General features: G+C 68.3%; 20 protein-coding genes. 8 read left to right on the top strand and 12 right to left on the bottom strand.

The genetic code is table 11. From position 1 onward, the window contains the following. Positions 1–10: 10 nt before the first annotated feature. Complete coding sequence (locus ACAM52_RS33065) at positions 11–529, bottom strand: type IV pilin protein (protein WP_369645644.1); 519 nt, start codon at positions 527–529, stop codon at positions 11–13. A gap of 98 nt (positions 530–627) precedes the next feature. On the opposite strand from ACAM52_RS33065, the gene ACAM52_RS33060 reads away from it, so the two are divergent. Then, the gene (locus ACAM52_RS33060; RefSeq protein ID WP_369645643.1) at positions 628–2,352 is read left to right on the top strand and encodes a PglL family O-oligosaccharyltransferase; all 1,725 of its coding nucleotides are present in this window, start codon (positions 628–630) and stop codon (positions 2,350–2,352) included. 10 nt (positions 2,353–2,362) lie between these two features. Here the strand turns inward: ACAM52_RS33060 and moaC are convergent, their stop codons facing one another. Next, positions 2,363–2,851, bottom strand: coding sequence for a cyclic pyranopterin monophosphate synthase MoaC (moaC, locus tag ACAM52_RS33055; protein WP_062475294.1), 489 nt, complete (start codon positions 2,849–2,851; stop codon positions 2,363–2,365). A 54-nt stretch (positions 2,852–2,905) separates the two neighbouring features. On the opposite strand from moaC, the gene ACAM52_RS33050 reads away from it, so the two are divergent. Continuing rightward, positions 2,906–4,477 carry a M48 family metalloprotease gene (locus ACAM52_RS33050; RefSeq protein ID WP_369645642.1) on the top strand — a complete coding sequence of 524 codons (1,572 nt, stop codon included), beginning with the start codon at positions 2,906–2,908 and terminating at the stop codon, positions 4,475–4,477. Between the two features lie 21 nt (positions 4,478–4,498). Here the strand turns inward: ACAM52_RS33050 and ACAM52_RS33045 are convergent, their stop codons facing one another. From ACAM52_RS33045 to ACAM52_RS33035, 3 genes are all read right to left on the bottom strand, one after another. After that, positions 4,499–4,855, bottom strand: coding sequence for a phage holin family protein (locus ACAM52_RS33045; RefSeq protein WP_095747298.1), 357 nt, complete (start codon positions 4,853–4,855; stop codon positions 4,499–4,501). Positions 4,856–4,963: 108 nt separating this feature from the next. Further along, a complete protein-coding gene (locus tag ACAM52_RS33040) occupies positions 4,964–5,428 on the bottom strand; it encodes a hypothetical protein (protein WP_062475284.1) in 465 nt (154 codons plus the stop codon). Between the two features lie 86 nt (positions 5,429–5,514). After that, positions 5,515–6,249: a TerC family protein gene (locus tag ACAM52_RS33035; protein WP_062475282.1), complete on the bottom strand. Its 735-nt coding sequence runs from the start codon at positions 6,247–6,249 to the stop codon at positions 5,515–5,517. 507 nt (positions 6,250–6,756) lie between these two features. Between ACAM52_RS33035 and ACAM52_RS33030 the strand changes: the two genes are divergently transcribed. Together ACAM52_RS33030 and ACAM52_RS33025 are read left to right on the top strand one after the other, a co-directional pair. Beyond that, positions 6,757–7,221: a DUF3717 domain-containing protein gene (locus ACAM52_RS33030; RefSeq protein ID WP_139705076.1), complete on the top strand. Its 465-nt coding sequence runs from the start codon at positions 6,757–6,759 to the stop codon at positions 7,219–7,221. A gap of 2 nt (positions 7,222–7,223) precedes the next feature. Then, positions 7,224–7,529, top strand: coding sequence for a DUF2007 domain-containing protein (locus tag ACAM52_RS33025; protein ID WP_056575237.1), 306 nt, complete (start codon positions 7,224–7,226; stop codon positions 7,527–7,529). A gap of 13 nt (positions 7,530–7,542) precedes the next feature. On the opposite strand, the gene ACAM52_RS33020 is transcribed toward ACAM52_RS33025, so the two are convergent. From ACAM52_RS33020 to purB, 4 genes are all read right to left on the bottom strand, one after another. Continuing rightward, complete coding sequence (locus ACAM52_RS33020) at positions 7,543–8,103, bottom strand: YaeQ family protein (protein ID WP_159279170.1); 561 nt, start codon at positions 8,101–8,103, stop codon at positions 7,543–7,545. 34 nt (positions 8,104–8,137) lie between these two features. Next, positions 8,138–10,288, bottom strand: coding sequence for a TonB-dependent receptor family protein (locus ACAM52_RS33015; RefSeq protein WP_369645641.1), 2,151 nt, complete (start codon positions 10,286–10,288; stop codon positions 8,138–8,140). A gap of 55 nt (positions 10,289–10,343) precedes the next feature. Continuing rightward, the gene (locus ACAM52_RS33010; RefSeq protein ID WP_307582251.1) at positions 10,344–11,468 is read right to left on the bottom strand and encodes a PepSY domain-containing protein; all 1,125 of its coding nucleotides are present in this window, start codon (positions 11,466–11,468) and stop codon (positions 10,344–10,346) included. A gap of 143 nt (positions 11,469–11,611) precedes the next feature. Beyond that, positions 11,612–12,991 (bottom strand): adenylosuccinate lyase, encoded by a 1,380-nt coding sequence (purB, locus tag ACAM52_RS33005; protein ID WP_095950454.1) that lies wholly within the window; start codon positions 12,989–12,991, stop codon positions 11,612–11,614. A gap of 119 nt (positions 12,992–13,110) precedes the next feature. On the opposite strand from purB, the gene ACAM52_RS33000 reads away from it, so the two are divergent. Then, a complete protein-coding gene (locus ACAM52_RS33000) occupies positions 13,111–13,722 on the top strand; it encodes a glutathione S-transferase N-terminal domain-containing protein (protein WP_159279173.1) in 612 nt (203 codons plus the stop codon). Positions 13,723–14,052: 330 nt separating this feature from the next. Here the strand turns inward: ACAM52_RS33000 and ACAM52_RS32995 are convergent, their stop codons facing one another. After that, a complete protein-coding gene (locus tag ACAM52_RS32995) occupies positions 14,053–14,682 on the bottom strand; it encodes a glutathione peroxidase (protein WP_369645640.1) in 630 nt (209 codons plus the stop codon). A 129-nt stretch (positions 14,683–14,811) separates the two neighbouring features. Between ACAM52_RS32995 and ACAM52_RS32990 the strand changes: the two genes are divergently transcribed. The 3 genes from ACAM52_RS32990 (at position 14,812) to ACAM52_RS32980 (ending at position 17,229) form a co-directional block, all read left to right on the top strand. Next, a complete protein-coding gene (locus tag ACAM52_RS32990; protein WP_062475258.1) occupies positions 14,812–15,669 on the top strand; it encodes a hypothetical protein in 858 nt (285 codons plus the stop codon). 97 nt (positions 15,670–15,766) lie between these two features. Next, positions 15,767–16,657 (top strand): RNA polymerase sigma-70 factor, encoded by an 891-nt coding sequence (locus ACAM52_RS32985; protein ID WP_369645639.1) that lies wholly within the window; start codon positions 15,767–15,769, stop codon positions 16,655–16,657. A 104-nt stretch (positions 16,658–16,761) separates the two neighbouring features. Then, on the top strand, positions 16,762–17,229 hold the full coding sequence (locus ACAM52_RS32980) for a carboxymuconolactone decarboxylase family protein (RefSeq protein ID WP_062475252.1): 468 nt from the start codon (positions 16,762–16,764) through the stop codon (positions 17,227–17,229). Positions 17,230–17,232: 3 nt separating this feature from the next. On the opposite strand, the gene ACAM52_RS32975 is transcribed toward ACAM52_RS32980, so the two are convergent. Both ACAM52_RS32975 and glnE read right to left on the bottom strand, forming a co-directional pair. Beyond that, positions 17,233–18,354: a septal ring lytic transglycosylase RlpA family protein gene (locus ACAM52_RS32975; protein WP_369645638.1), complete on the bottom strand. Its 1,122-nt coding sequence runs from the start codon at positions 18,352–18,354 to the stop codon at positions 17,233–17,235. After that, positions 18,347–21,142 carry a bifunctional [glutamate--ammonia ligase]-adenylyl-L-tyrosine phosphorylase/[glutamate--ammonia-ligase] adenylyltransferase gene (gene glnE / locus ACAM52_RS32970; protein ID WP_369645637.1) on the bottom strand — a complete coding sequence of 932 codons (2,796 nt, stop codon included), beginning with the start codon at positions 21,140–21,142 and terminating at the stop codon, positions 18,347–18,349. Before glnE ends, ACAM52_RS32975 begins: the two co-directional genes overlap by 8 nt. Positions 21,143–21,163 lie beyond the last annotated feature (21 nt).

Below are 21,163 nucleotides of genomic sequence, written 5' to 3'. Positions count from 1 at the left end.
GTTCACCGGATCAGCAGGTGGTGCCTTTGACCAGCCAGCACGAAACGCTCACGGTCGTTCCCTTGAACTTGATCGTGCCGCGCACACCGTTGTGGTTGATCGTGTACTGGTGCCCTGTGGCGCGGCTGCTGCCCGTTGCAGTGATCACGTAGCCAAGGCCGCTGTCGGTGAGCTGGCACGCATAGCTGAAGTTCTTTGCATCTGCGGGGACAAAGGTTTTCCAGCTCGCCGCCGTCGCGCACGTGTTGTCGGTGCCGTAGTTCCGGTTGTCCTGGAAGTACTGCTCCATCTTTCCGCGGTAGTCCGAGAGCTGAGTGAACCCTTCGACCAACTGGCCACGGCGCACATAGTCGCCATAGGCGGGGTAGCCAATGGCTGCGAGGATCGCAACGATGGCGACCGTGATCATCAATTCGATCAAGGTGAACCCCGCCGCCTGTTTCAAGGCGAAGGATTGCAGGCCAGTTCTTCTCACTGATTCAACTTTCAGGCTGACTGGCGCCGGTGGAGGCAGAACACAGTTATTCATGATTGTTGTAGGTTGTTCTTAAGTGTGTCTAATTGCAAAACCACCTATCTGCGCCGGGTGACCACTCGTCGGGTTTGGGTGATCGGCACAATGTCCCCATGCCCCTTCGCACATGGCTTTCAGAACCGCGTGCGCCGCATGTCCGAACGGGCCAAGTGCTGACGTTGTTGGTGGCGGCTTCTTTCCTGTCGCCCCTTACGGCGGGGCCGACTGTTGGCGTTTGGCAGTTGCTGGTGTCATGGGCATGCGTCGCGGGCCTGCTGGTCGCAGGGCCGCTGGCGGGGTTATCACGGCAGCTCTGTGTCTGGCTGATCGCGTGCGCTCTTGGCATTGCCTTGCCTGGACTGGGTGAGGGAGGCATTCAATCCATGCTGCCTGCCTGGATGGCCATTGGCGGCGTAGCGCTCTCTGCATGCGTGGGGGCTGGTTTTTCGCGTCACCGTGTCGCGCCGGGGTTTTCGCCACTGCCCGCCGGTCTGCTCGCCGCCGGCCTGCTCAGCGGCCTTCTCGGGCTGCTCCAGTACTACGGCCTCACAGAGTTTCTTGGCGCGTTGACCTCGTCGCCGCCACCCGGCCGCGGCTGGGGCAATCTGCGCCAGCGCAACCAGTTCGCCACCTTGATCAGCATGGCGCTGATCGCTGCGCTGTGGTGGCATGCCACGCACAGGTCGCGGCGCGTGCGGGGGGGGCTCGCCCCCGTCGCTGTGCTCCTAGTTGCGTCCCTGGTGGCCTCAGGATCGCGTACCGGCTTCCTGCAGTTGTTGGTGATCGTCACCGGGGCCGGAGTCATGGCGTGGCGGGAGCGTCGGGCGACGCCACCGCATGCTGGTACGACAGGCTTCCACCTGCCTGCACCGGCACTTCTGCTCGCGGCACTCCCGCTGTACGCCGCCCTTCATTGGCTGTTGCCGCTCTTGGCCAGTGGAGGCGATGCCAGCGGCGCGGCGGCCTCCGGCACCGGCATGCTCCACCGCCTCCAACCCGCCGTCGTCACCACCGACAGCCGCGTCGTTCTCTGGCAGAACGTCCTGTCCCTCATCGCCCAGCGCCCCCTCACCGGCTGGGGCTGGGGCGAACTCAGCTTCGCCCACTTCGCCACGCTGTACAACGGCCCGCGTTTCCCCGTCATCCTCGACAACGCCCACAACCTCCCGCTGCACCTCGCGGTCGAGCTGGGAATTCCGGCGGCGCTGCTCATCTGCGGCGGCTTTCTGTGGATGGTGGGGGCGGCAAAGCCCTGGCGCGAGCGCGATCCCTTGCGGCTGATCGCGTGGGGCCTGCTCGGCGTCATCCTCGTGCACAGCCTGCTCGAGTACCCGCTCTGGTACGGCCCGTTTCAACTGGTGTTCGGCCTGTGCCTCGGCATCCTGTGGCCGGCATCGCCCAAGCGCCCGGAAGCGAACGGCAGAAAGCTCGCCGCATTCGCCGCAGCCGCAGCCTGGATCGCCGTCATCGGCTACGCCGCCTGGGACTACACCCGCATTAGCCAGATCTACCTGCCGCGCGACGCCCGCATGTCGGCCTACCGCGACGACACGCTCGCCAAGCTCCAGGGCTCGTGGCTGTTCTCACTCCAGGTGGATTTCGCCGAGGTGACGCTCACGGCCGTCACGCCGGCGAATGCGGCGCACATGCACGAACTGGCCGGGCGCGTGCTGCATTTTTCGCCCGAGCCGCGCGTCATCACGAAGTTGATCGAAAGCGCCGAGTTGCTGGGCCGCGATGCCGAAGCGCATGCGCTCGCCGAACGTTTCCGGGTGGCGTTCCCGGCCGCGTTCGCCCGCTGGCTGGACAACCGCCCGGACGACGCACCCGAGCTGTAGCCGTTTGAATTCAGCCCGCCGTCGCGACGTAGCTCCCCGACTTCCCGCCGTGCTTCTCCAGCACATGCACGTCGGTGATCCGCATCCCGCGGTCGACGGCCTTGCACATGTCGTAGATGGTGAGCAGCGCGACCTGCACGGCGGTCAGGGCTTCCATTTCCACGCCGGTCGGGCCGACGGTCTCGACGGTCGCGGTGCAGGCCACCTGCGGCGCCTGGCCGCCCTCGGCGAGCGCGAAGGCCACGGCCACGCGGGTCAGCGCCAGCGGGTGGCACAGCGGGATCAGGTCGCTGGTCTTCTTGGCGGCCTGGATGCCGGCGATGCGCGCGATGCCCAGCACGTCGCCCTTCTTGGCGGTGCCCGATTCGATCAGCGCCAGCGTCGCAGGCTGCATCTCGATGCGGCCGGTGGCCACGGCCACGCGGTGGGTGGCGGGCTTGGCCGCTACGTCGACCATGTGGGCCTGGCCCTGGGCGTCAAAATGGGTGAGGGTGCTCATCGGTGAACGTTCGTTTTGAAGATGCATCATACGAGCCCGAGCCACAGACGAGGAATGCCGCGCTTGACTCCTTCTTCCCACAAGAAAACCCGCCCGACGCCCCTCCGGCATGCGGTGTGCGCTACCTTTTTGATAGCTTCCCAGGTGCTGTTGCCGGCCCCCGCGCTGGCGCAGGTGCAGCAGATCCTGCCGGGCCTCGGTGACGGCGGCGAGATGACGGCGAGTGCCGAGCGCCGGCTGGGCGACCAGATCGTGCGCGAGCTGTACCGCGACACCGACTACATCGACGACCCGGTGATCGCCGCCTATGTGCAGGACATCTGGCAGCGCCTGCTGGCCGCTGCGCGCTCGCGCGGCGAGCTCACGCCCGAGCTCGACGAGCGCTTCGCCTGGACCATCCTGCTGGGGCGCGACCGCAACATCAACGCCTTCGCGCTGCCGGGCGGCTACCTCGGGCTGAACCTGGGGCTGCTGGCCGCGGTCGGCAGCCGCGACGAGCTGGCGACGGTGCTCGGGCACGAGCTGTCGCACGTCACGCAGCGCCACATCTCGCGCATCATGAGCAAGCAGGGCAAGCAGATGCCCCTGATGATCGCCGGCCTGATCCTCGGGATGATCGCCGCCAGCAAGAGCCGCAATTCCGACGCCGGCCAGGCCGTGATCATGGGCAGCCAGGCGCTGTTCATGCAGAACCAGCTGAGCTTCTCGCGCGACATGGAGCGCGAGGCCGACCGCATCGGCTTCGGCGTGATGACGCAGGCGGGCTTTGCGCCGCAGGGCGCCGCGGCGATGTTCGAGAAGCTGCAGTACGCCTCGCGCCTGAACGACAACGGCTCGTACCCCTACCTGCGCAGCCACCCGCTGACGACCGAGCGCATCTCGGACATGCAAGGGCGGTTCCAGTTCCGCGTCGACGCCGCGCCGCCGGTGGTGCCGCTGGTCATGGACCACGCCATGGTCGCCTCGCGCGCCCGCGTGCTGACGCGCCCGGGCGTCGACGTGCTGCGGCTGTGGGTCAATGCGGCCTCGAGCGGCGAGTTCGCTTCCAGCTCGCCGGCCCAGCAGGCGGGCACGCTCTACGCGGCGGCGATGGCGGCCAAGGAGCTGCGCGATTTCAAGGCGGCGCGCGCACTGGCCGAGCGGCTCATGGCCCGCACGGCCGACGATGCGGCCGCATCCAAGCAGGCGCGCTGGCTGCAGGCGGAGATCGAGCTCGCGGCCGGTGGCGCCTCTCGCGCGGCGGCGCTGCTCGACGCCAAGTCGAAGGAGCGGCCCGAGATGATCCTCGCAGCCGAAGCCGCGATCGCCCAGCGCCAGCCCGCGCCGATGGTGCCCGTGCTGCGCGACTGGGTGGCCGTTCATCCGCGGGACGCCACGGCCTGGCGCACGCTGGCCAATCTGTACGGCGCGCAGAACGACGCGCTGCGCGCGATCCGCGCCGATGCCGAGGCCAACGTGGCGATCCTCGACTACCCGGCGGCGCGCGACCGCTTCAAGGCGGCGCAGGAGCTGGTCCGCAAGTCGGGCGCGCCCATCGACCACTACGAGGCATCGATCATCGACACGCGCGCACGCGCCGTCGACGTGCTGGTCAAGCAGCAGGCCGAGGAGCCGCCGCTGAAGTAGTGAAGCGTCGAGGGGCGGCGCTCAGCGCCGGGAGGACAGCAGCCCGCCCAGCGCGCTCTCGATGAGCAGCCCGAGCAGTGAGTAGATCAGCGAGCCCAGCAGCGCGGCGAGGAAGCCGTTCACATGGAAGCCGCCGAGCAGGCCCGAGGCGGCCCAGAACAGCAGGGCGTTGATCACGAACAGGAACAGCCCGAGCGTGACGATGGTGACCGGCAGCGTCAGGATCACCAGCACCGGCCGCACGACCATGTTGAGCAGGCCGATCACGGCCGCTGCGAGCAGCGCCGAACCGAAACTCTGGACCTGGACGCCGCTGTAGAGGTAGGCGACCGCGAGCAGCGCGACGGCGCTGAGCAGCCATTTGAGGAGGATGCGCATGCGCCGCAGGATACCCCACGGGCCCGCACAAAAGAACAAGCCCCGCTGCGTTGCCGCAGCGGGGCTTGTGTCGGTTCGGAGGGCCGGGCGTGTGGCCCCGCCCCGGGCTTACTCGGCCAGCTCGTTGGCCAGCACCAGCAGCGCGCCCATGCCCATCACGGCGCCGGGAAAGGCCCAGCCCGATTGCTTGGGCGGGGTCTGGTCGGGCGTGACCGGTTCCAGGTCGACGCCGATCTTCGGGCGGCGCGCATCGACCACGTGGGTGGCCGCGTGCTCGCGCTTGAGTTGCTGCGTCAGGTCGGTCAGCGGGCCCTTGGCCAGCACCGCCGTCACCTGGCCGCCGTTGCGTTCGAGCAGCGGCAGCATCTGCGCCTGCACCTTGCTGAACCACTTGGCGCGCCAGTTCTCGCGCGCGCTGTGGCTCACCCACTTGCTGATCCGGTGTGTCATGCGCGGCGCGCAGGCCACGAGCACCCAATGGCGCGCCACGACGTTGTCGGCATCCGGCGCCAGTTCGGCGAACTGCTCGCTGGCATAGACGGCGTCGTCGACGTAAAGAATGATCTTTTCCATGAGTGCTCTCCTTTGATAGTTAGAGTGACAGAGACCGGATTGATGCAAGAAGTTTCAGTGCGGGGCGTTTATCGTTCAACGAACGCTCAGTGGGCCGGGGTGGCGGGGGCCGGCTTGCGCGAAGCCACCCACTTGCCGATCGCCAGCACCAGCAGCGCACCGATGATGCCGGCGGCGTACTTGATGGTGTCGGTCTGCGGCACCTTCGGCACCCAGGTCCAGTTGGCGGGGTTCGCCAGGGCCGGGTCGGACACGGCCATCGTGCCGGCGATCCAGCCCAGCAGCATGCCGCCCAGCGTGATGATCATCGGGAAGCGGTCCATCAGCTTGATGACCAGCTGGCTGCCCCAGACGATGATCGGGATGCTCACGAGCAGGCCGAAGATCACCAGCGGCATCTGGTGGCCGTCGCCCGCGCCTTGTGCGGCACCGGCGATGGCGATCACGTTGTCCACGCTCATGACCAGGTCGGCCACGATCACGGTCTTCACGGCGCCCCAGAGGCGGTCGCTGCCGGCGATGTTGCCGTGCGCGTCGTCATGGTCGGGGGCCAGCAGTTTCACGCCGATCCACAGCAGCAGGATCGCGCCCACCAGCTTCAGGAACGGAATCGCGAGCAGCGTGAGCGCGAAGAAGATCAGGATCACGCGCAGCACGATGGCGCCGGCGGTACCCCACAGGATGCCCTGGGTGCGTTGCGCGGGCGGCAGCTTGCGGCAGGCCAGCGCGATGACGACGGCGTTGTCGCCGCCCAAAAGAATGTCGATCATGATGATCTGACCGACCGCGACCCAGAATTCCGGGGCCATGAACTGTTCCATAGATTCCTCTTTGTCTTGGCGCCACGCCCGCAGCTCCCTGATGGGGACCACGACGGGCAGCGGCATGCCGATGCGTTTCGATTCACCCTGCGCGGGTGCGGTCGAAAGCGGGGGAGCGAAGGCCGGGTGACACCGGGGACTTGCGAACGCTTCGACCAAACCTGCGCAGGTTCAAATCGAAGGTCTCGCTCGACAACAGCAAGCGCGCCGACCTGGGTCCGCGCGTGTGTCGCCCGACAGGCCGGAAGTGTTGTGCTTCGTATTGACGACCTGACGATTCACGCTGCCCGGGGACAGCGATCGGGAGCTACTCCCCTTCGTGGGCGGGATTAGAGCATTGAAGACCGCGCCGAGGCAACCAAAAGTTTTCTTTACATTTAAGGGCAAATGTCCGGAGGGGCGCATGCAGTGGGCATTTGATGCTCCATTTTTGGGAGCGCCTATGGCCCTAAGAAGGAGCGGGACATTGCGGGACTATGATCGCCGCTCGCTGTTTTTTCACTCTCCATGGCCGCCATCCACATCACCGACATCGAGGCCGCCATCAACCACTGGCGCGAGAAGTCTCCCTCGCCCGACGGCATCACGCTGGCGCCCGAGTTGCGCGCGCTGGCCGAGGTCTACGCGCTCATGGTCTTCCACCACGAAGACGAGGTCGACGAGGTCGGCTTTCCCGCCAAGGCCTGGGCCGCCTGGCTCGACTGGTACCACAGCACACCCGACACGCCCTGCATCGCGATCTGCTCGACCAGCCAGGGCGACGACGAGTGCAAGGGGTGCGGGCGCACCTTCGACGAGGTGCAGTACTGGCCGGCCATGACGCCGGTCGAGAAGCGCGTCACCTGGCGCCGCATCACCATGGAAGACTCGGCCTGGCGCTTCAACCGCTATGCCGAGCGCGCACGCGAAGCCGAGCCGACCGCTGCAGAGACCGAGTTCGACCCGGACGACGAGAAAAACTGGGCCCCCTGACCATGCGCCGCCTCGCGCAAGCCCCCAACCTCGCGATCGCGACCGTGTGGGCGCACGCCTTGTGCGAGGAGGGCGTGGCCGCCACCGTGCAGCGCGAATTCCTCGGCGCGGTCATGGGCCAACTGCCGCCCGACCAGTGCCTGCCCGAGATCTGGATCGACGACGAATCGCAGTACGAGCTCGCGAAGCGCCTGCTGCACGAACTGCAGAACCGCCCGCAGCGCAGCTGGCGCTGCGTGTGCGGCGAGCAGGTCGAAGGCGGCTTCGAGCAGTGCTGGCAGTGCGGCGAGATGATGCCGGCGGCCTAGCCGCGCGGACCCCTTACTTCCACTTGAGCAGTTCGACGTCGATGCTGTTGACGCCGTCGCCCAGCGTGAGCGTGCTTTCCTGGATCGTCGCCTGCAGCTGCATGCTGCGCTGCGCCAGCCTGGCGAGCGCCTGCGAGGCCTCGGTGGGTACGCGGTAGACCTTCAGGTTCTGCGGCCGCGTGAGCTTGCTCTCGATGCCGCGCCACCAGATCTCGGCCGCGTGGTTGAAGCAGTAGACGATCACCTCGTCGGCCTTGCCGCAGGCCTTGATGATCGGCTTGTCTTCCGGCTGGCCGACCTCGATCCAGATCTTGGTCTGGCCCGTGAAGTCGCGCAGCCACACGTCGGGCTCCTCGACGTTCGACAGGCCCGCGCCGAAGGCCAGCGTGCCGTCGCCGTTGCAGATGTCCTGCAGCTGGTGCGCGTTGAGCGCGAGCGCGACCAGCCGGATCATCATCCGCTCGTCGGTCTCGCTGGGGTGGCGCGCCAGGGTCAGCGCATGGTCGGCGTAGTAGCCGTGGTCGATGTCGGCCACCGCGAGGGTGGCCTTGAAGATGGTGGATTTGAGAGCCATGGGTGCGCGAGTGTATGCGCGCGCCCCTTCGGCCTCAGAACGCCAGCGACGCCTGCAGGTACACCGTGCGCGGCTGGCCCACGTACTTGCCGCCGTTGTTGTCGACCGAACGGTTGTAGTAGCGGCGGTCGAACAGGTTCTTCACGCCCACGGCCAGCTTCAGGTGGCTCAGCGAGGGGCCGAAGTCGTAGGCCGCGCGCAGGTTCACCGTGCCGTAGCCCGGGATGTCGCCCAGCCGCCCGCTCGCGTCTTCCACGGTGATGTACCTGGCGCCGTCGTCCGGCGAGCCCGGCGAACGCTGCTTCGATTGCGCGTAGAGGTCGGCGTTGAGCGTCCACGGCCCGCGCTCGTAGCGTGCGCCGAGCGTCGCGACGTGGCGCGAGTAGAAGGGCAGGTCGCGCCCTGCGAACACGCCCGCCTTCGAGGTGGCCTGCGTGTACGTGTAGGTGCCCGACACCGACAGCCCCTTGAGCGCGTCGCTCAGGCTGCCCAGGTCGTAGCGCAGCGCCGACTCCAGCCCGCGGTGGCGCGTGGCGCCCAGGTCGGTCCACTGGCCGACGTCGCCGGTGATGGAGCGCGCCAGCTGCAGCTCCTTGTCGAAGTTGATGTTGAACAGCGTCAGCTCGCCGCTCCACGATTCGCCCTTGTACTTGGTGCCGATCTCGTAGGTCTTGGCCTTTTCGGGGTGCAGGCTGGTGGTCGACTGCGCGAGCTGGGCGTACTGCTGCGGCCCGAACGACACGCCGGCATTGGCGAACAGCGTCCAGCGCTCGCTCATGCGGTAGAGCACCGACAGCGTGGGCAGCACCTCGTTGGAATCGATCTTCGGGTAGATCGCGTTGGTGATGCGGTTGTTGGCCACCGTGAACACGTCGTTGTGCGAGCGGAAGGATTCGTAGCGCACGCCGGGCGTGACCGTCCAGTTGCCGAAGTCGATGCGGTCGTCGATGTAGACCGCGTGCGCGGTCGTGCCGCCCTTGCTGGTCTGGTACGCGGGCTGCGCGAGCGCGTAGGCGTCGAAGCCCGGCGCCGGCCGGTAGTAGCTGCTGCGCGTGGCCACTTCGGAGGCCTCTTCCTTCAGGTAGCGCGCGCCGATGCTGATTTCCTGCACCACGCTGCCCGAGTCGATCAGGCGCGAGTAGCGGGGCTCGAAGGCGTAGGTCTTGTAGTTGCGCGGCGCGGTGGTCAGGCGGCGGCGGTTGGCGTTGGCGCCCGTGCCTTCCTGCTCGAGGTAGCTGCTGCGGTACGAGTCCGTGTAGTAGGTCAGCATCTCGAACTTGTTCACGCCGTCGTTGTGCGTGTACTTGAGCGAGCCGTCGGTGCGGCGGCCCGTGAACTCGTCGTAGGGGCGGTCCGACTGGAACGGGTTGGCCGCGAACTGCGCCGTCGTCAGGCCACCGGGCATGCGCCCCTTGCCTTCGAAGTGGTGCAGCGAGATCGCGATGTCGTCGGTCTTCGAGAGGCGGTAGGCGCCCTTGAGCATCAGGTCGTCGATGCGGGTCTTGTCGTTGCTCTGGCGAAAGCCGTCGCCGTGCGTGCCCGAGTAGAGCAGTGCCAGCCCCAGGCCGTTCTCGTTGGTGCCGCCGATGAACAGGCTGGGCGTGCTCTTGGTGCCGCCGCCGTGGCTGGCGCTCTCGACGCCCACGCCGACTTCGCCCGCGAACTGCTTCGGGATCGAGCGCGTCACGAAGTTGATGATGCCGCCCACGTTCTGGGGGCCGTAGCGCACCGAGCCCGCGCCGCGCACCACGTCGACCGCCTCGAGGCTGCCCAGCGACACCGGTGCCAGCGACAGCTGCGGCTGGCCGTAGGGCGCGTAGGCCAGCGGCACGCCGTCCAGCAACACAGTCGAGCGCGGCGACAGCCGCGAGGTCAGGCCGCGCACGCCCACGTTGAGCGAGATGTCGCTGCCGCCGGTGCCGTTGCTTTCCTGGACCTGCACGCCGGGCACCTGGCGCAGCACGTCGCGCACGCTGGCCGAGCCGCTTTCCTGGATCTGCTGGCGCTCGACGATGCTGCGCGCGCCGGCGTGCTCAAGCACCTTGGTCTCGGTGGGCGTGCCGAGCCAGTCGCCGGTGACGGTGATGGCCTCGAGCGACTTCGACGGCTCGGCGTCGGCCGCGAAGCTGTGCAGGCTCAGGGGCAGCAGGGCCAGGGCGATGGCGGTTTTTTTGTGCGGGAACACGGGAGTCCTCCTCGATGTATTTGTGATGGATGAAGGGATGGGATGTGTGCGTCGTTCAGGGCGCCGCGCCGCGCGACAGTGCCTGGCTGCGCGCGGCCGCAGCCACCGCACGCCGGCGCCACCAGAGCCACACGCCGCTCAGGCCGAGACCGGCCAGCGCCAGGCCCAGCAGCGCGGTGACCGCCTGGTGCACCACGCCGCCGAGCACGCCGGTGTGCAGCGGATAGATCACGACCACCGCACCGTTGCCGGTGTCCATGTCCTGCCAGCGGCGCACGCCGAGCAGCTCGCCCGTGACCGGGTGCACCCACACCGAGCCGATGCCGTTCGGGTGCGGGTCGTCGGCGAGCCGGAAGCGCACGCGCAGCGGCCGGTCCGCGCGGCCGGGTACCTGCACGTAGCCGATGGGCTGGCCGGGGAACACGGCCTGCGCGCGGGCGACGAGGTCGTCGAGCGGCAGGCGAGGGCCGGTGGCGGTGCCCTTGGGCACCCCGGGCGCCTTGGCAGGTGTTTGCCCGAGCGCGGTCGAGATGAAGCCGCCCAGCGGTCGCCAGGCCATGTAGGCGCCGGTGAAGACCGACACCGCGATCAGCAGTCCGAGCACGGCGCCGCCCGTGCGGTGCAGGTCGAACAGCCCGCGCAGCAGGCCGCGGTCCAGCACGATGCGCAGCGAGGGCGGCCAGCGCGCCGGCCACCACAGCACCACGCCGGTGACCAGCAGGAACAGGTACGCCAGCGCGGCGATGGCGAGGATGCCCTTGCCCGTGTCTTCCAGCAGCAGGCTGCTGTGCAGCTCGAACAGCAGGTTGTAGGCGCCTTCGTGCGTGCCGCGGCGCCCCTGTTCGGCGCCGGTGGCGGGGTCGAGGTAGAGCGTGCCGTCCCACGGGCCGCGCACCAGCACCCAGAGCGTGTCGCCGGGCTGGCGCGGCGGGCGCAGCGTGAGGTTGGTGTCGGGGCCGAACTCGGCGAGCAGGCGCTGGCGCAGGGGCTCCAGCGGCGCGGGGGCCGCACTGCTGTTGCTGTGCGCGACGAAGAGCTCAGGATGCGCCGCGCGGTCGAGCGGCAGCGCCACCACCAGCACGGCGCCCAGCAGCGCCGTGAGGGCGAGCAGCGGCCCGAGCGTGAGGCCGATCCATCGGTGGAGCGTGAGCCAGAGGCGTCTCAATGGGGCGCGCCGCATGAACAACGGGGACGTCGAAGCGTCCCGTCAGGGTTGTCGGCTGGCGTGCCCTGCACAGGGCACGTTGGCTGGGAGGTATCGGTGGGCGAACGAGGCGCGCCGGCCGTGGGCGGCACGGGCCGGCGGATCGTCGCGGGGGAGGCCTAAATTCTACGGGCCAGCTCGGCCGCCTTGCCGGTGTAGCTGGCGGGCGTCATGGCCAGGAGGCGGGTCTTCTCTTCCTCGGGAATGGCCAGCGAGCGGATCAGCCCGTGCAGCGCCTCGGCCGTCACGGTCTTGCCGCGCGTGACTTCCTTGAGCTGCTCGTAGGCGCCCTGCACGCCGAAGCGGCGCATCACGGTCTGGATCGGCTCGGCCAGCACTTCCCACGAGGCCTCGAGGTCGTCGGCCAGCGCTTCCTGGTTGATCTCGAGCTTGCCCAGGCCGGTGGCCAGGCTCGCGTAAGCCAGCGTGGCGTAGCCGAAGGCCACGCCGATGTTGCGCAGCACCGTGCTGTCGGTCAGGTCGCGCTGCCAGCGGCTGATGGGCAGCTTTTCGCTCAGGTGGCGCAGCACCGCGTTGGCCAGGCCCAGGTTGCCCTCGGCGTTCTCGAAGTCGATCGGGTTGACCTTGTGCGGCATGGTCGAGGAGCCGATCTCGCCCTTCTTCAGGCGCTGCTTGAAGTAGCCCAGGCTCACGTAGCCCCAGATGTCGCGCGAGAAGTCGACCAGGATCGTGTTGACGCGCGCCACGGCGTCGAACAGCTCGGCCATGTAGTCGTGCGGCTCGATCTGGATGCTGTACGGCTGGAAGCTCAGGCCCAGGCCCAGCGGCGCGGGCGTCTCGACGACCTTGCGGCTGAAGGCTTCCCAGTCGAACTCGGGCCAGGCGGCCAGGTGGGCGTTGTAGTTGCCCACGGCACCGTTCATCTTGCCCAGCAGCTGCACGGCGGCGATCTGCGCGCGTGCCTTGGTCAGGCGCACCGCCACGTTGGCGATTTCCTTGCCGACGGTGGTGGGGCTGGCGGTCTGGCCGTGCGTGCGCGAGAGCATCGACACGTCGGCGAACTGGTGCGCCATCTCGCGCAGCTTGGCGATCAGGCCGTCGATGGCCGGCAGCACCACGGTGTCGCGCGCGGCCTGGATCTGCAGGGCGTGGCTGGTGTTGTTGATGTCCTCGCTGGTGCAGGCGAAGTGCACGAACTCGGCGGCGGCCAGCAGCTCGGGGCGGGCCTCGAACTTCGACTTGATCCAGTATTCGACGGCCTTCACGTCGTGGTTGGTGGTCTTCTCGATGTCCTTGATGGCCAAGGCGTCGGCCTCGGAAAAGTGCGACACCAGCCCCATCAGGTACTTGCGGGCGCCGCCCGTGAGGGGCTTGAACTCGGCAAAGCCGCAGTCGGACAGCGCAATGAACCAGGCCACCTCCACCTGCACGCGACGGTGCATATAGCCCTGTTCGCTCATCAGCGGGCGCAAGGCCGCGAGTTTGGCCGCATAGCGGCCGTCAAGGGGGGAGAGGGCGGAGACGGTGGAAAAGCTCATGCCCGAATTTTAGGCGGCCGCCGGGTGGCCGTGCCGCGGGGGAATTCGGGCGCTGTCTTTTTCCCTTCACCTAAAATGCCTGCGAACAAACGTTAACAAGCGATGGGGAGAGAGCCTTCATGAAACTGATCGGATCCGCCGCCAGCCCGTATGTGCGCAAGGTGCGCGTGGTGCTGGCCGAAAAGCGGCTCGACTACCAGTTCGTGATCGAAGACGTCTGGTCCGCAGACACCACGATCGCCCATTCGAACCCGCTGGGCAAGGTGCCGTGCCTGATCATGGAAGGCGGCGAGGCGATGTTCGACTCGCGCGTCATCGTCGAGTACATCGACACCCTGTCGCCCGTGGGCAAGCTCATTCCGCAGCAAAGCCGCGAGCGCGCCGAGGTCAAGACCTGGGAAGCGCTGGCCGACGGCGTCATGGACGCCGGCGTGCTGTGGCGCCTCGAAGCCACCTGGTCCGGCCGCGCCGACGCCGAGCGCAGCGCCGCCTGGATCGAGCGCCAGCGGGCCAAGGTGCAGGCCGGCGTGGCCGCCATGGCCAAGGGCCTGGGCGACAAGCCCTTCTGCAGCGGCATCCACCTGAGCCTGTCCGACATCGCGGTCGGCTGCGCGCTGGGCTGGCTGGGGCTGCGGTTTCCCGAGATCGACTGGCGCGGCGACCACGCCAACCTGGCCAAGTTGTACGACAAGCTCATGCTGCGGCCGAGCTTCATCGACACCCAGCCCTGAAACGACAAAGCGCCCCGCGGGGCGCTTTTTTCTTGGGGCCGTTCGGGCCACCGCATGCGGGAAGGCCGAGGGGGCGCTGCGTCATCGCGGGCCCCGCTGTCGGCGGGAAGACAAAAATGCTGCGAGGCGCCCCGACACGAAGGAGGGAGGGAGGGAGGAGGAGAAGAATCGCCTCGGGATTTCAACCGGACGGCAGGCGCCCGGAAGACCTCGCAACATGAAAACCTGTGGGCCTTGGCCGCCCACGCTCAAGTATGAGCGCGGCTCCGCCGCACGGTTCCCGTTCGAGTGGTAAACGTTTGTGACTCAAAGTTCACATTGCAGGGCCGGTCAGTCGCCGCTGGGGCCGAGCTGTTTCTCGATGACCTGGATGAAGCCGTTCTCGTCGGGTGCCGTCATGCTCGACCACGCCTGCACCACCTTGCCGTCGCGCCCGATCAGGTACTTGTAGAAGTTCCACTTCGGCGTCGTGCCCGAGGCCTGCGCGAGCTGCTTGAACAGCGGGTTGGCGTCGGTGCCGCGCACCGACGACTTGGCGAACATCGGGAATTTCACGCCGAAGGTGCTTTCGCAGAAGTCGGCGATTTCCTTGTTGGAGCCCGATTCCTGGGAGAAATCGTTCGACGGGAAGCCCAGCACCACCAAGCCGCGGGCGCGGTACTTCATGTCCAGCGCCTCCAGCCCCTTGTACTGCGGCGTGAAGCCGCAAAAACTGGCCGTGTTGACCACCAGGACCACTTTTCCGGAGTACTGGCACAGGTTCTGGGGCTTTTCATCCTGCAGCCGCGGGAAGCTGTGCTGCAGGATCGCCGGGCACCCGGCGCCGCCGCCCACCGCGGGCGCAGCAGGGGCGGCGGGGGCCGTCTGGGCACTCGCCGACAGGGCGGCGGACAGGCCCGCCACGAGGGAAAAGGCCGTGGCGCAACGTCGCAGCATCGACAATCGGGCGGGGGTTCGCATGACGGGCTCCTGGATCGAAAAGGGGGGTGTGCATCTATGGCGCGGGCGCGCGCGCAAGCACATCATCGCGCGTCTGTCACGGGCGCGCCAAACGGCCCGACTAAAATCGGCGGCCATTGAAAGACTTTGATGCTCTACCCGGAACTCTTCAGACAACTCGAATCCGTCCGCTGGGACATGGACAAGGACATCCCCTGGCAGTCGTTCGACGCTTCCTTGCTGACTGAAGAGCAGGCGCAGACCATCAAGATGAATGCCATCACCGAGTGGTCGGCGCTGCCGGCCACCGAGATGTTCCTGCGCGACAACCGGCACGATAGCGACTTTTCGGCGTTCATGTCGATCTGGTTCTTCGAAGAGCAGAAGCACTCGCTGGTGCTCATGGAGTACCTGAAGCGCTTCAGCCCGCAGCACGCGCCCACCGAACAGGAGCTGCACGAGGTGCGCTTCGACTTCGACCCCGCGCCCCCGCTCGAAACCCTCATGCTGCACTTCTGCGGCGAGATCCGCCTGAACCACTGGTACCGCCGCGCCGCCCAGTGGCACACCGAGCCGGTCATCAAGCACATCTACACCACGCTGAGCCAGGACGAAGCCCGCCACGGCGGTGCCTACCTGCGCTACATGAAGCGCGCCATGGAAAAGTTCGGCGACGAAGCCCGCGCCGCCTTCACCAAGGTCGGCGTGCTCATGGCCAGCGCGCGCCGCACCGCCCAGGCGCTGCACCCGACCAACCTGCACGTGAACAAGGCGCTGTTCCCGAACGACACCATCCAGAGCCGCATGCCCGATCCCGACTGGCTCGAGCACTGGCTGGACAAGCAGATCAAGTTCGACGCCGGCTGGGAAACCAAGGTCGGCGAGCGCATCCTGCACAACCTGAGCCTGTTGATGAACCGCAGCTTCAAGACCGTGCAGGAGCTGAACCGCTACCGCAAGGAAGTCTCGGCCACGCTGGGCCCCAAGCCCGAATACCAGGGCGCCTGAGCCGCCCCAAGACTTCGATGAAATCGCCCCGCATGCCGGGGCGATTTTTTTGGTCACCGGCTGTCACAACGCGGCGGCGTCAAACGTCTAATCGGGCATGGACGACCCGACCCTCACTTTCGACAGCCACCGCCGCCGCCTCCAGGGCATCGCCTACCGCATGCTCGGCTCCGTGGCCGAGGCCGAAGAGGTGGTGCAGGACGCCTGGCTGCGCTGGCACGAGGCCGACAAGGCCAGTTTCGACAGCGCCGAAGCCTGGCTCGTGACCGTCGTCACGCGCCTGTCGATCGACCGGCTGCGCAGCGCCAAGGTCCAGCGCGAGCACTACATCGGCCCGTGGATGCCCGAGCCCACCCTCACCGGGTCGCCCGACACGCCCGAGGAAACGCTAGCGCGCGCCGACAACATCTCCGTCGCCTTCCTGGCCGTGCTCGAGCGGCTGGCGCCCGAGGCGCGCGCCGCCTTCCTCATGCGCGAGGTGTTCGACGCCGACTACGACGAGATCGCCCAGACCCTGGGCAAGAGCGAGGCCGCCTGCCGCCAGTTGGTGCACCGCGCCAAGACCCAGGTGCAGGAGGCCCGCCCGCGCTTCCAGGTCTCGCGCGAGACCCACCAGCGCCTGCTGCGCGCCTTCGCCGACGCGGCTGCGCGCGGCAGCATGCAGGACCTGAAGGCGCTGATGGCCGAAGACGTCGAACTCATCGGCGACGGCGGGGGCAAGGTGCAGACCTTCAGCAAGATCCTGCGCGGCAGCCAGCGGCTGGCGCAGTTGTACTTCTCGCTCTGGCGCCGCATGGGCGCCGGCGTGCACATGGAGCTGGTCGAGCTCAACGGCGAGCCCGGCATGCTGCGCTTTCTGGACGGCGAACTCGAATCGGCCCAGACCTTCGAGATCGAGGGCGAGCGCATCGTGCGCATCCGCGCCCAGCGCAACCCCGACAAGCTGGCGCGCATCGCCCAGCTGTTCGCGGCCAAACGGGGCGGTTGAAGAAAAAATTCGCGCGGCCTGTCACAGGGCCGGTGGCTGGCGCGTCTTCAGGGTGTAGCAAGCAGATTTCGCTGTTTTCCTTCAACCACCCTGGAGTACATCTCATGAGCCAAGCCCCCGCCCTCCGTCTCGCCTGGACCAAGTTCGCCCCCAAGTCCTTCCAGGCCATGATCGCCGTCAACGGCAGCTTCGAGTCGAGCACGCTCGGCAAGGTGCTGATCGACCTCGTCTTTGCCCGCGTCTCGCAGATCAACGGCTGCGCCTACTGCCTGGACATGCACGTGCGCGACCTGCGCGTGCAGGGCGAAGACTGGCAGCGCATCAACAGCCTGGCCACCTGGCGCGAGGTGAGCCTGTTCAACGAACGCGAGCGCGCCGCGCTGGACTGGGCCGAGACGCTCACGCGCCTGGCCGACCACCACGCCGATCGCGATGCCGAGTTCGAAGCCCTGAAGGCCGTGTTCAGCGACCAGGAAATCGTCGAGCTCTCGCTCGCCGTGGCGCAGATCAATGCGTGGAACCGCCTCGGCGTGGGCCTGCGTTCGCAGGTCGTGGCCAAGGCGATGCCCTGAACCTCAGCGCCGCTCGACCACCATCGGCGCGATGCGCAGGTTGTCGCGCAGCTGGGTGACGGCCTCGCCCGCTGCATTGCGCGACGGGAACGGCCCGGCCTGCAGGCGGTGCGTGCCGGCTTCGCTGAACACGCGCAGCTGCGGTGCCAGCGTGGGCAGGCCGCGTGCGGCCTGGCTTCTCAGGGTCTCGGCGCCGTCGCGTTCGCGGAACGCGCCGAGCTGCACCCAGAAGCCGGCGGCAGCGGAAGAGGGCGTCGATGGCGCCGATGACGTGGCAGGTGCGGCGAGCGGGGCCAGCGGCGCCAGGTCGGTCACCACCATCGCCTCGCGCGGCCCGGCCGGGGCCTCGGGTTCCGATGGTGCCGCGGCCATCACCGGCGTTTGCGGTGCCACGGGCATCGTCGCGGCGGGGGCAGCAGCGGCCGTCATCGCGACCGGCGCGACCCAGGCCGACGGCACGGCCACCGGCGCCGCCGCCACCCGGACGGGCGTGGGAGCCGGTGCCGGCGCAGGCGCCGCCGCATAGGCCGTGCCCGCGTCGCGGCGCCAGGCGCCGGTGCGGATGTCTTCGTTGGTGATGCGCTCGATCTCCACCGGCGCCACGCCGCGCAGCAGGTCGAGCTTCAGCGCCGCCGTGTAGCTCAGGTCGATCACGCGGCCGTCCACGAAGGGGCCGCGGTCGTTCACGCGCACGATCACCTCGCGGCCGTTGGCCGGGTTGCGCACCCGCACGTAGCTCGGCAGCGGCAGCGTCTTGTGCGCGGCCGTCATGGCGTACATGTCGTAGGGCTCGCCGCTGGCGGTCGAGGCTGCGTGGAACTTGCGGCCGTACCACGAGGCGATGCCCGATTCGCGGAACGGCCGGTCGTCGGTGATCGGCACGTAGCCCCGGCCCAGCACCGTGTAGGGCTTGCTGGTGCCGCCGCTGCTGCGGATCGCCTCGATGCGGGGTTCGGCGTCGGGCACGCGGTCGAGGTCCGACGGGATGTTGGTGCCGGGGCCGTCGCGGCCACTGGCGACGCCGCCGCCACTGCTGCGCGGCCCGCTGGCACAACCGGCCAGCACGAGCGCGGCGGCCAGGGCGCAGGCCGTCAGCGCGCGGGAGGCGAGGGCGCCGTCAGCCAAAGACCGCCTTCCACAGCGCCAGCATGGCGTCGCGTTCCGCGCTCAGGGCGGGCGGCGTGACCTGTGTCGGCTCTTCGTTCAGACGCGCGGTGTGCTGCACGCGGCGCAGCTCGCGGTAGGCCTTGGCCGCGTCGCGGCCCACGCCTGCGGGCAGCAGGCCGGCTTGCTCGGCGCGCAGCAGCAGCGCGATGTTGCCCAGGTTGGGAATCAGCTCGGGGTGTGCGCCCGAGGCCGACAGCACCAGGAACTGCACCGCGAACTCGGCATCGACCATGCCGCCGGGGCTGTGCTTCACGTCGAAGCGGTCGGCCTTCACGGGGCGGGCGCCGCGCAGCTTGTTGCGCATGCCGATGATCTCGGCCTTCAGCGCCTCGCGGTCGCGCGGCGCCACCAGCACGGCTTCGCGCACCTGGTCGAAACGCGCGCCCAGTTCGGCGCCGTGGTCGGCGCTGCCCAGCACGAAGCGCGCGCGCGTCATGGCCTGGTGCTCCCAGGTCCAGGCGGTGTTGCTGCCGCGACCGAGCTGGTACTTTTCGTAGGCCTCGAAGCTGGTGGTGAGCAGGCCCGAGTTGCCGTTGGGCCGCAGCGCGGTGTCGATCTCGAACAGGTCGCCCTCGCGCGTCTTCACCGTGAGCCAGTTGATGAGCTTGCGCACGTAGGCCGCATAGACCTCGCCGGCGCGCTCGTCGTCATCGTCGTAGACGAACACGATGTCCAGGTCGCTGCCGTAGCCCAGCTCTTTGCCGCCCAGCTTGCCGTAGCCGATGATCGCGAACTGCGGCACCTCGCGGTGCCGGTTGCGCACATGCGGCCAGCACCAGCGCGCGGTCACGCGCAGCGTGGTGTCTGCCAGCGCGCTCAGGTCGTCGGCCACCTGCTCGACGGTGATGCGGCCGTCCACGTCGCGCGCCAGCGTGCGGAACACCTCGGCGTGGTGGGCGTGGCGCAGCAGGTTCAGCAAACGCTCTTCGTCGGCCTCGCCGGTGCGGGTGAGCGAGGTGTGGCGCGCTTCGAGTTCGCGCTCGAATTCGTCGGCGATGAAGCGGCCCGAGAGCATCTCGTCGCTCGCGAGCTCGTCGATCACGCCCGGGTGCTGCATGAGGTAGCGCGCCGGCCATTTCGCGGCGCCCAGCAGGCGCAGCAGGCGCTCCTGCACGGCGGGGCGTTCGACCAGCAGCGCCAGGTAGCTCTCGCGGCGCATCAGCGGCTCGATCCAGTCGGCCCAGCGCATGGCGGCATCGACGTGGCGCGGCGTCTGTCCCGCGCCTTCGCCGTCGGGCTCCTTCAGCCACTGGCCGGTGCGTTGCACCAGCTGGCGCAGGCGGCCCCGGGTTTCCTCGCGCAGGGCGAGCACGCGCGGCGTTTCGCACCAGTCGCGGATGCGCTCGGCGAACACGGGCGGCAGGTCGTCGAGCAGGTCGGCCAGGTCGGCGGGCGCGGCGGCTTTCTTGCCGTTGCACTTGCCGTTGCAGGGCTTCTCGCCGCCCAGCAGCTTGTCGAACTCCTGGGCCACGAACTCGCGGTGCGTGTCGAGCTGTTCGAGGAAGGGGCAGCAGTCGGCATAGCCCATCGACTGCGCGATCCAGCGCAGGTCGTCGTCGTTGACCGGCAGCACGTGGGTCTGCTGGTCGTCCAGGTACTGGATGCGGTGCTCCACGCGGCGCAGGAACTCGTAGGCCGCGGCCAGCGTGTCGGCCGTGTCCTGCGGCATGAGGTTGGCGCGCGCCAGCCGCTGCAGCGCGTCGAGCGTGGGGCGCGTGCGCAGCTCGGGGAACTGGCCGCCGCGCACCACCTGCAGCAGCTGCACGGTGAATTCGATTTCGCGGATGCCGCCGCGCGAGAGCTTCACGTCGTTGGCGCGCTCGGGGCGCCCGGCGCTACGGCGCGCCGACTGCTCACGGATCTGGCGGTGCAGGATGCGCAGCGAGTCGAACACGCTGTAGTCGAGATAACGGCGGAACACGAAGGGCAGCACCACGTTGCGCAGCGCCTGGGCCTGGCCGTCGAGCACCACGGCGCGGGGCGCGACCACGCGGCTCTTCATCCAGGCAAAGCGCTCCCATTCGCGGCCCTGCACCTGGAAATACTCTTCGAGTGCGTCGAGCGAGACCACGCTCGGCCCCGAGTTGCCGTTGGGCCGCAGCGCCAGGTCGACGCGGAACACGAAGCCGTGCTCGGTCACGTCGCCCACCAGCGCATAGATGCGCTTCACGGCCCGCGCGAAGTACTCCTGGTTGGACAGCTTGCCGCGCCCGTCGGCATCGCCGGCAGTGTCGCCGTCGACGTCGTACAGGTAGATGAGGTCGATGTCGCTGGACACATTGAGCTCGCGCGCGCCGAGCTTGCCCATGCCGATCACCCACAGCTGCGAGCGCTGGCCTTCGGGGCCGAGCGGCGCGCCGTGCTGGGCGTCGAGTTCATGGCAGGCGTCCTGGCAGGCGATGTCCAGGGCCAGTTCGGCCAGCTCGGTCACGGCGGTGGTCACCACCGCGAGCGGGGCCTGCTGGTCACAGTCGAGTGTGACCAGACGTTCCATCGTGAGCTGGCGCACGATGCGCAACGCATCGCCCACGGCCACGCCGCGTGCGCGCAGGGCGTCGTAGGCGACGGTCATCGATTCGCGCCGGGGCTCGCCGGGCGGCAGCAATTCAAGCTCGGCCGCATAGCGGCGGCGCAGCCGCTGGACGAATCGGGAACTGGAAGAAAACGCGGGAGGCGTCGGATTGGATGGCAACTGATTCACACTGGTGTGGGTTGGCGCGGAACCCGGCTCAAGGCTGGCGGTCATAATTCCCGACACAGCGCGATC

The organism is Variovorax sp. V118 (assembly GCF_041154445.1).
Classification (GTDB): domain Bacteria; phylum Pseudomonadota; class Gammaproteobacteria; order Burkholderiales; family Burkholderiaceae_C; genus Variovorax; species Variovorax boronicumulans.
Note: the sequence above shows the minus strand (reverse complement) of the source record. Positions and strands in the feature narration are given on the sequence as shown.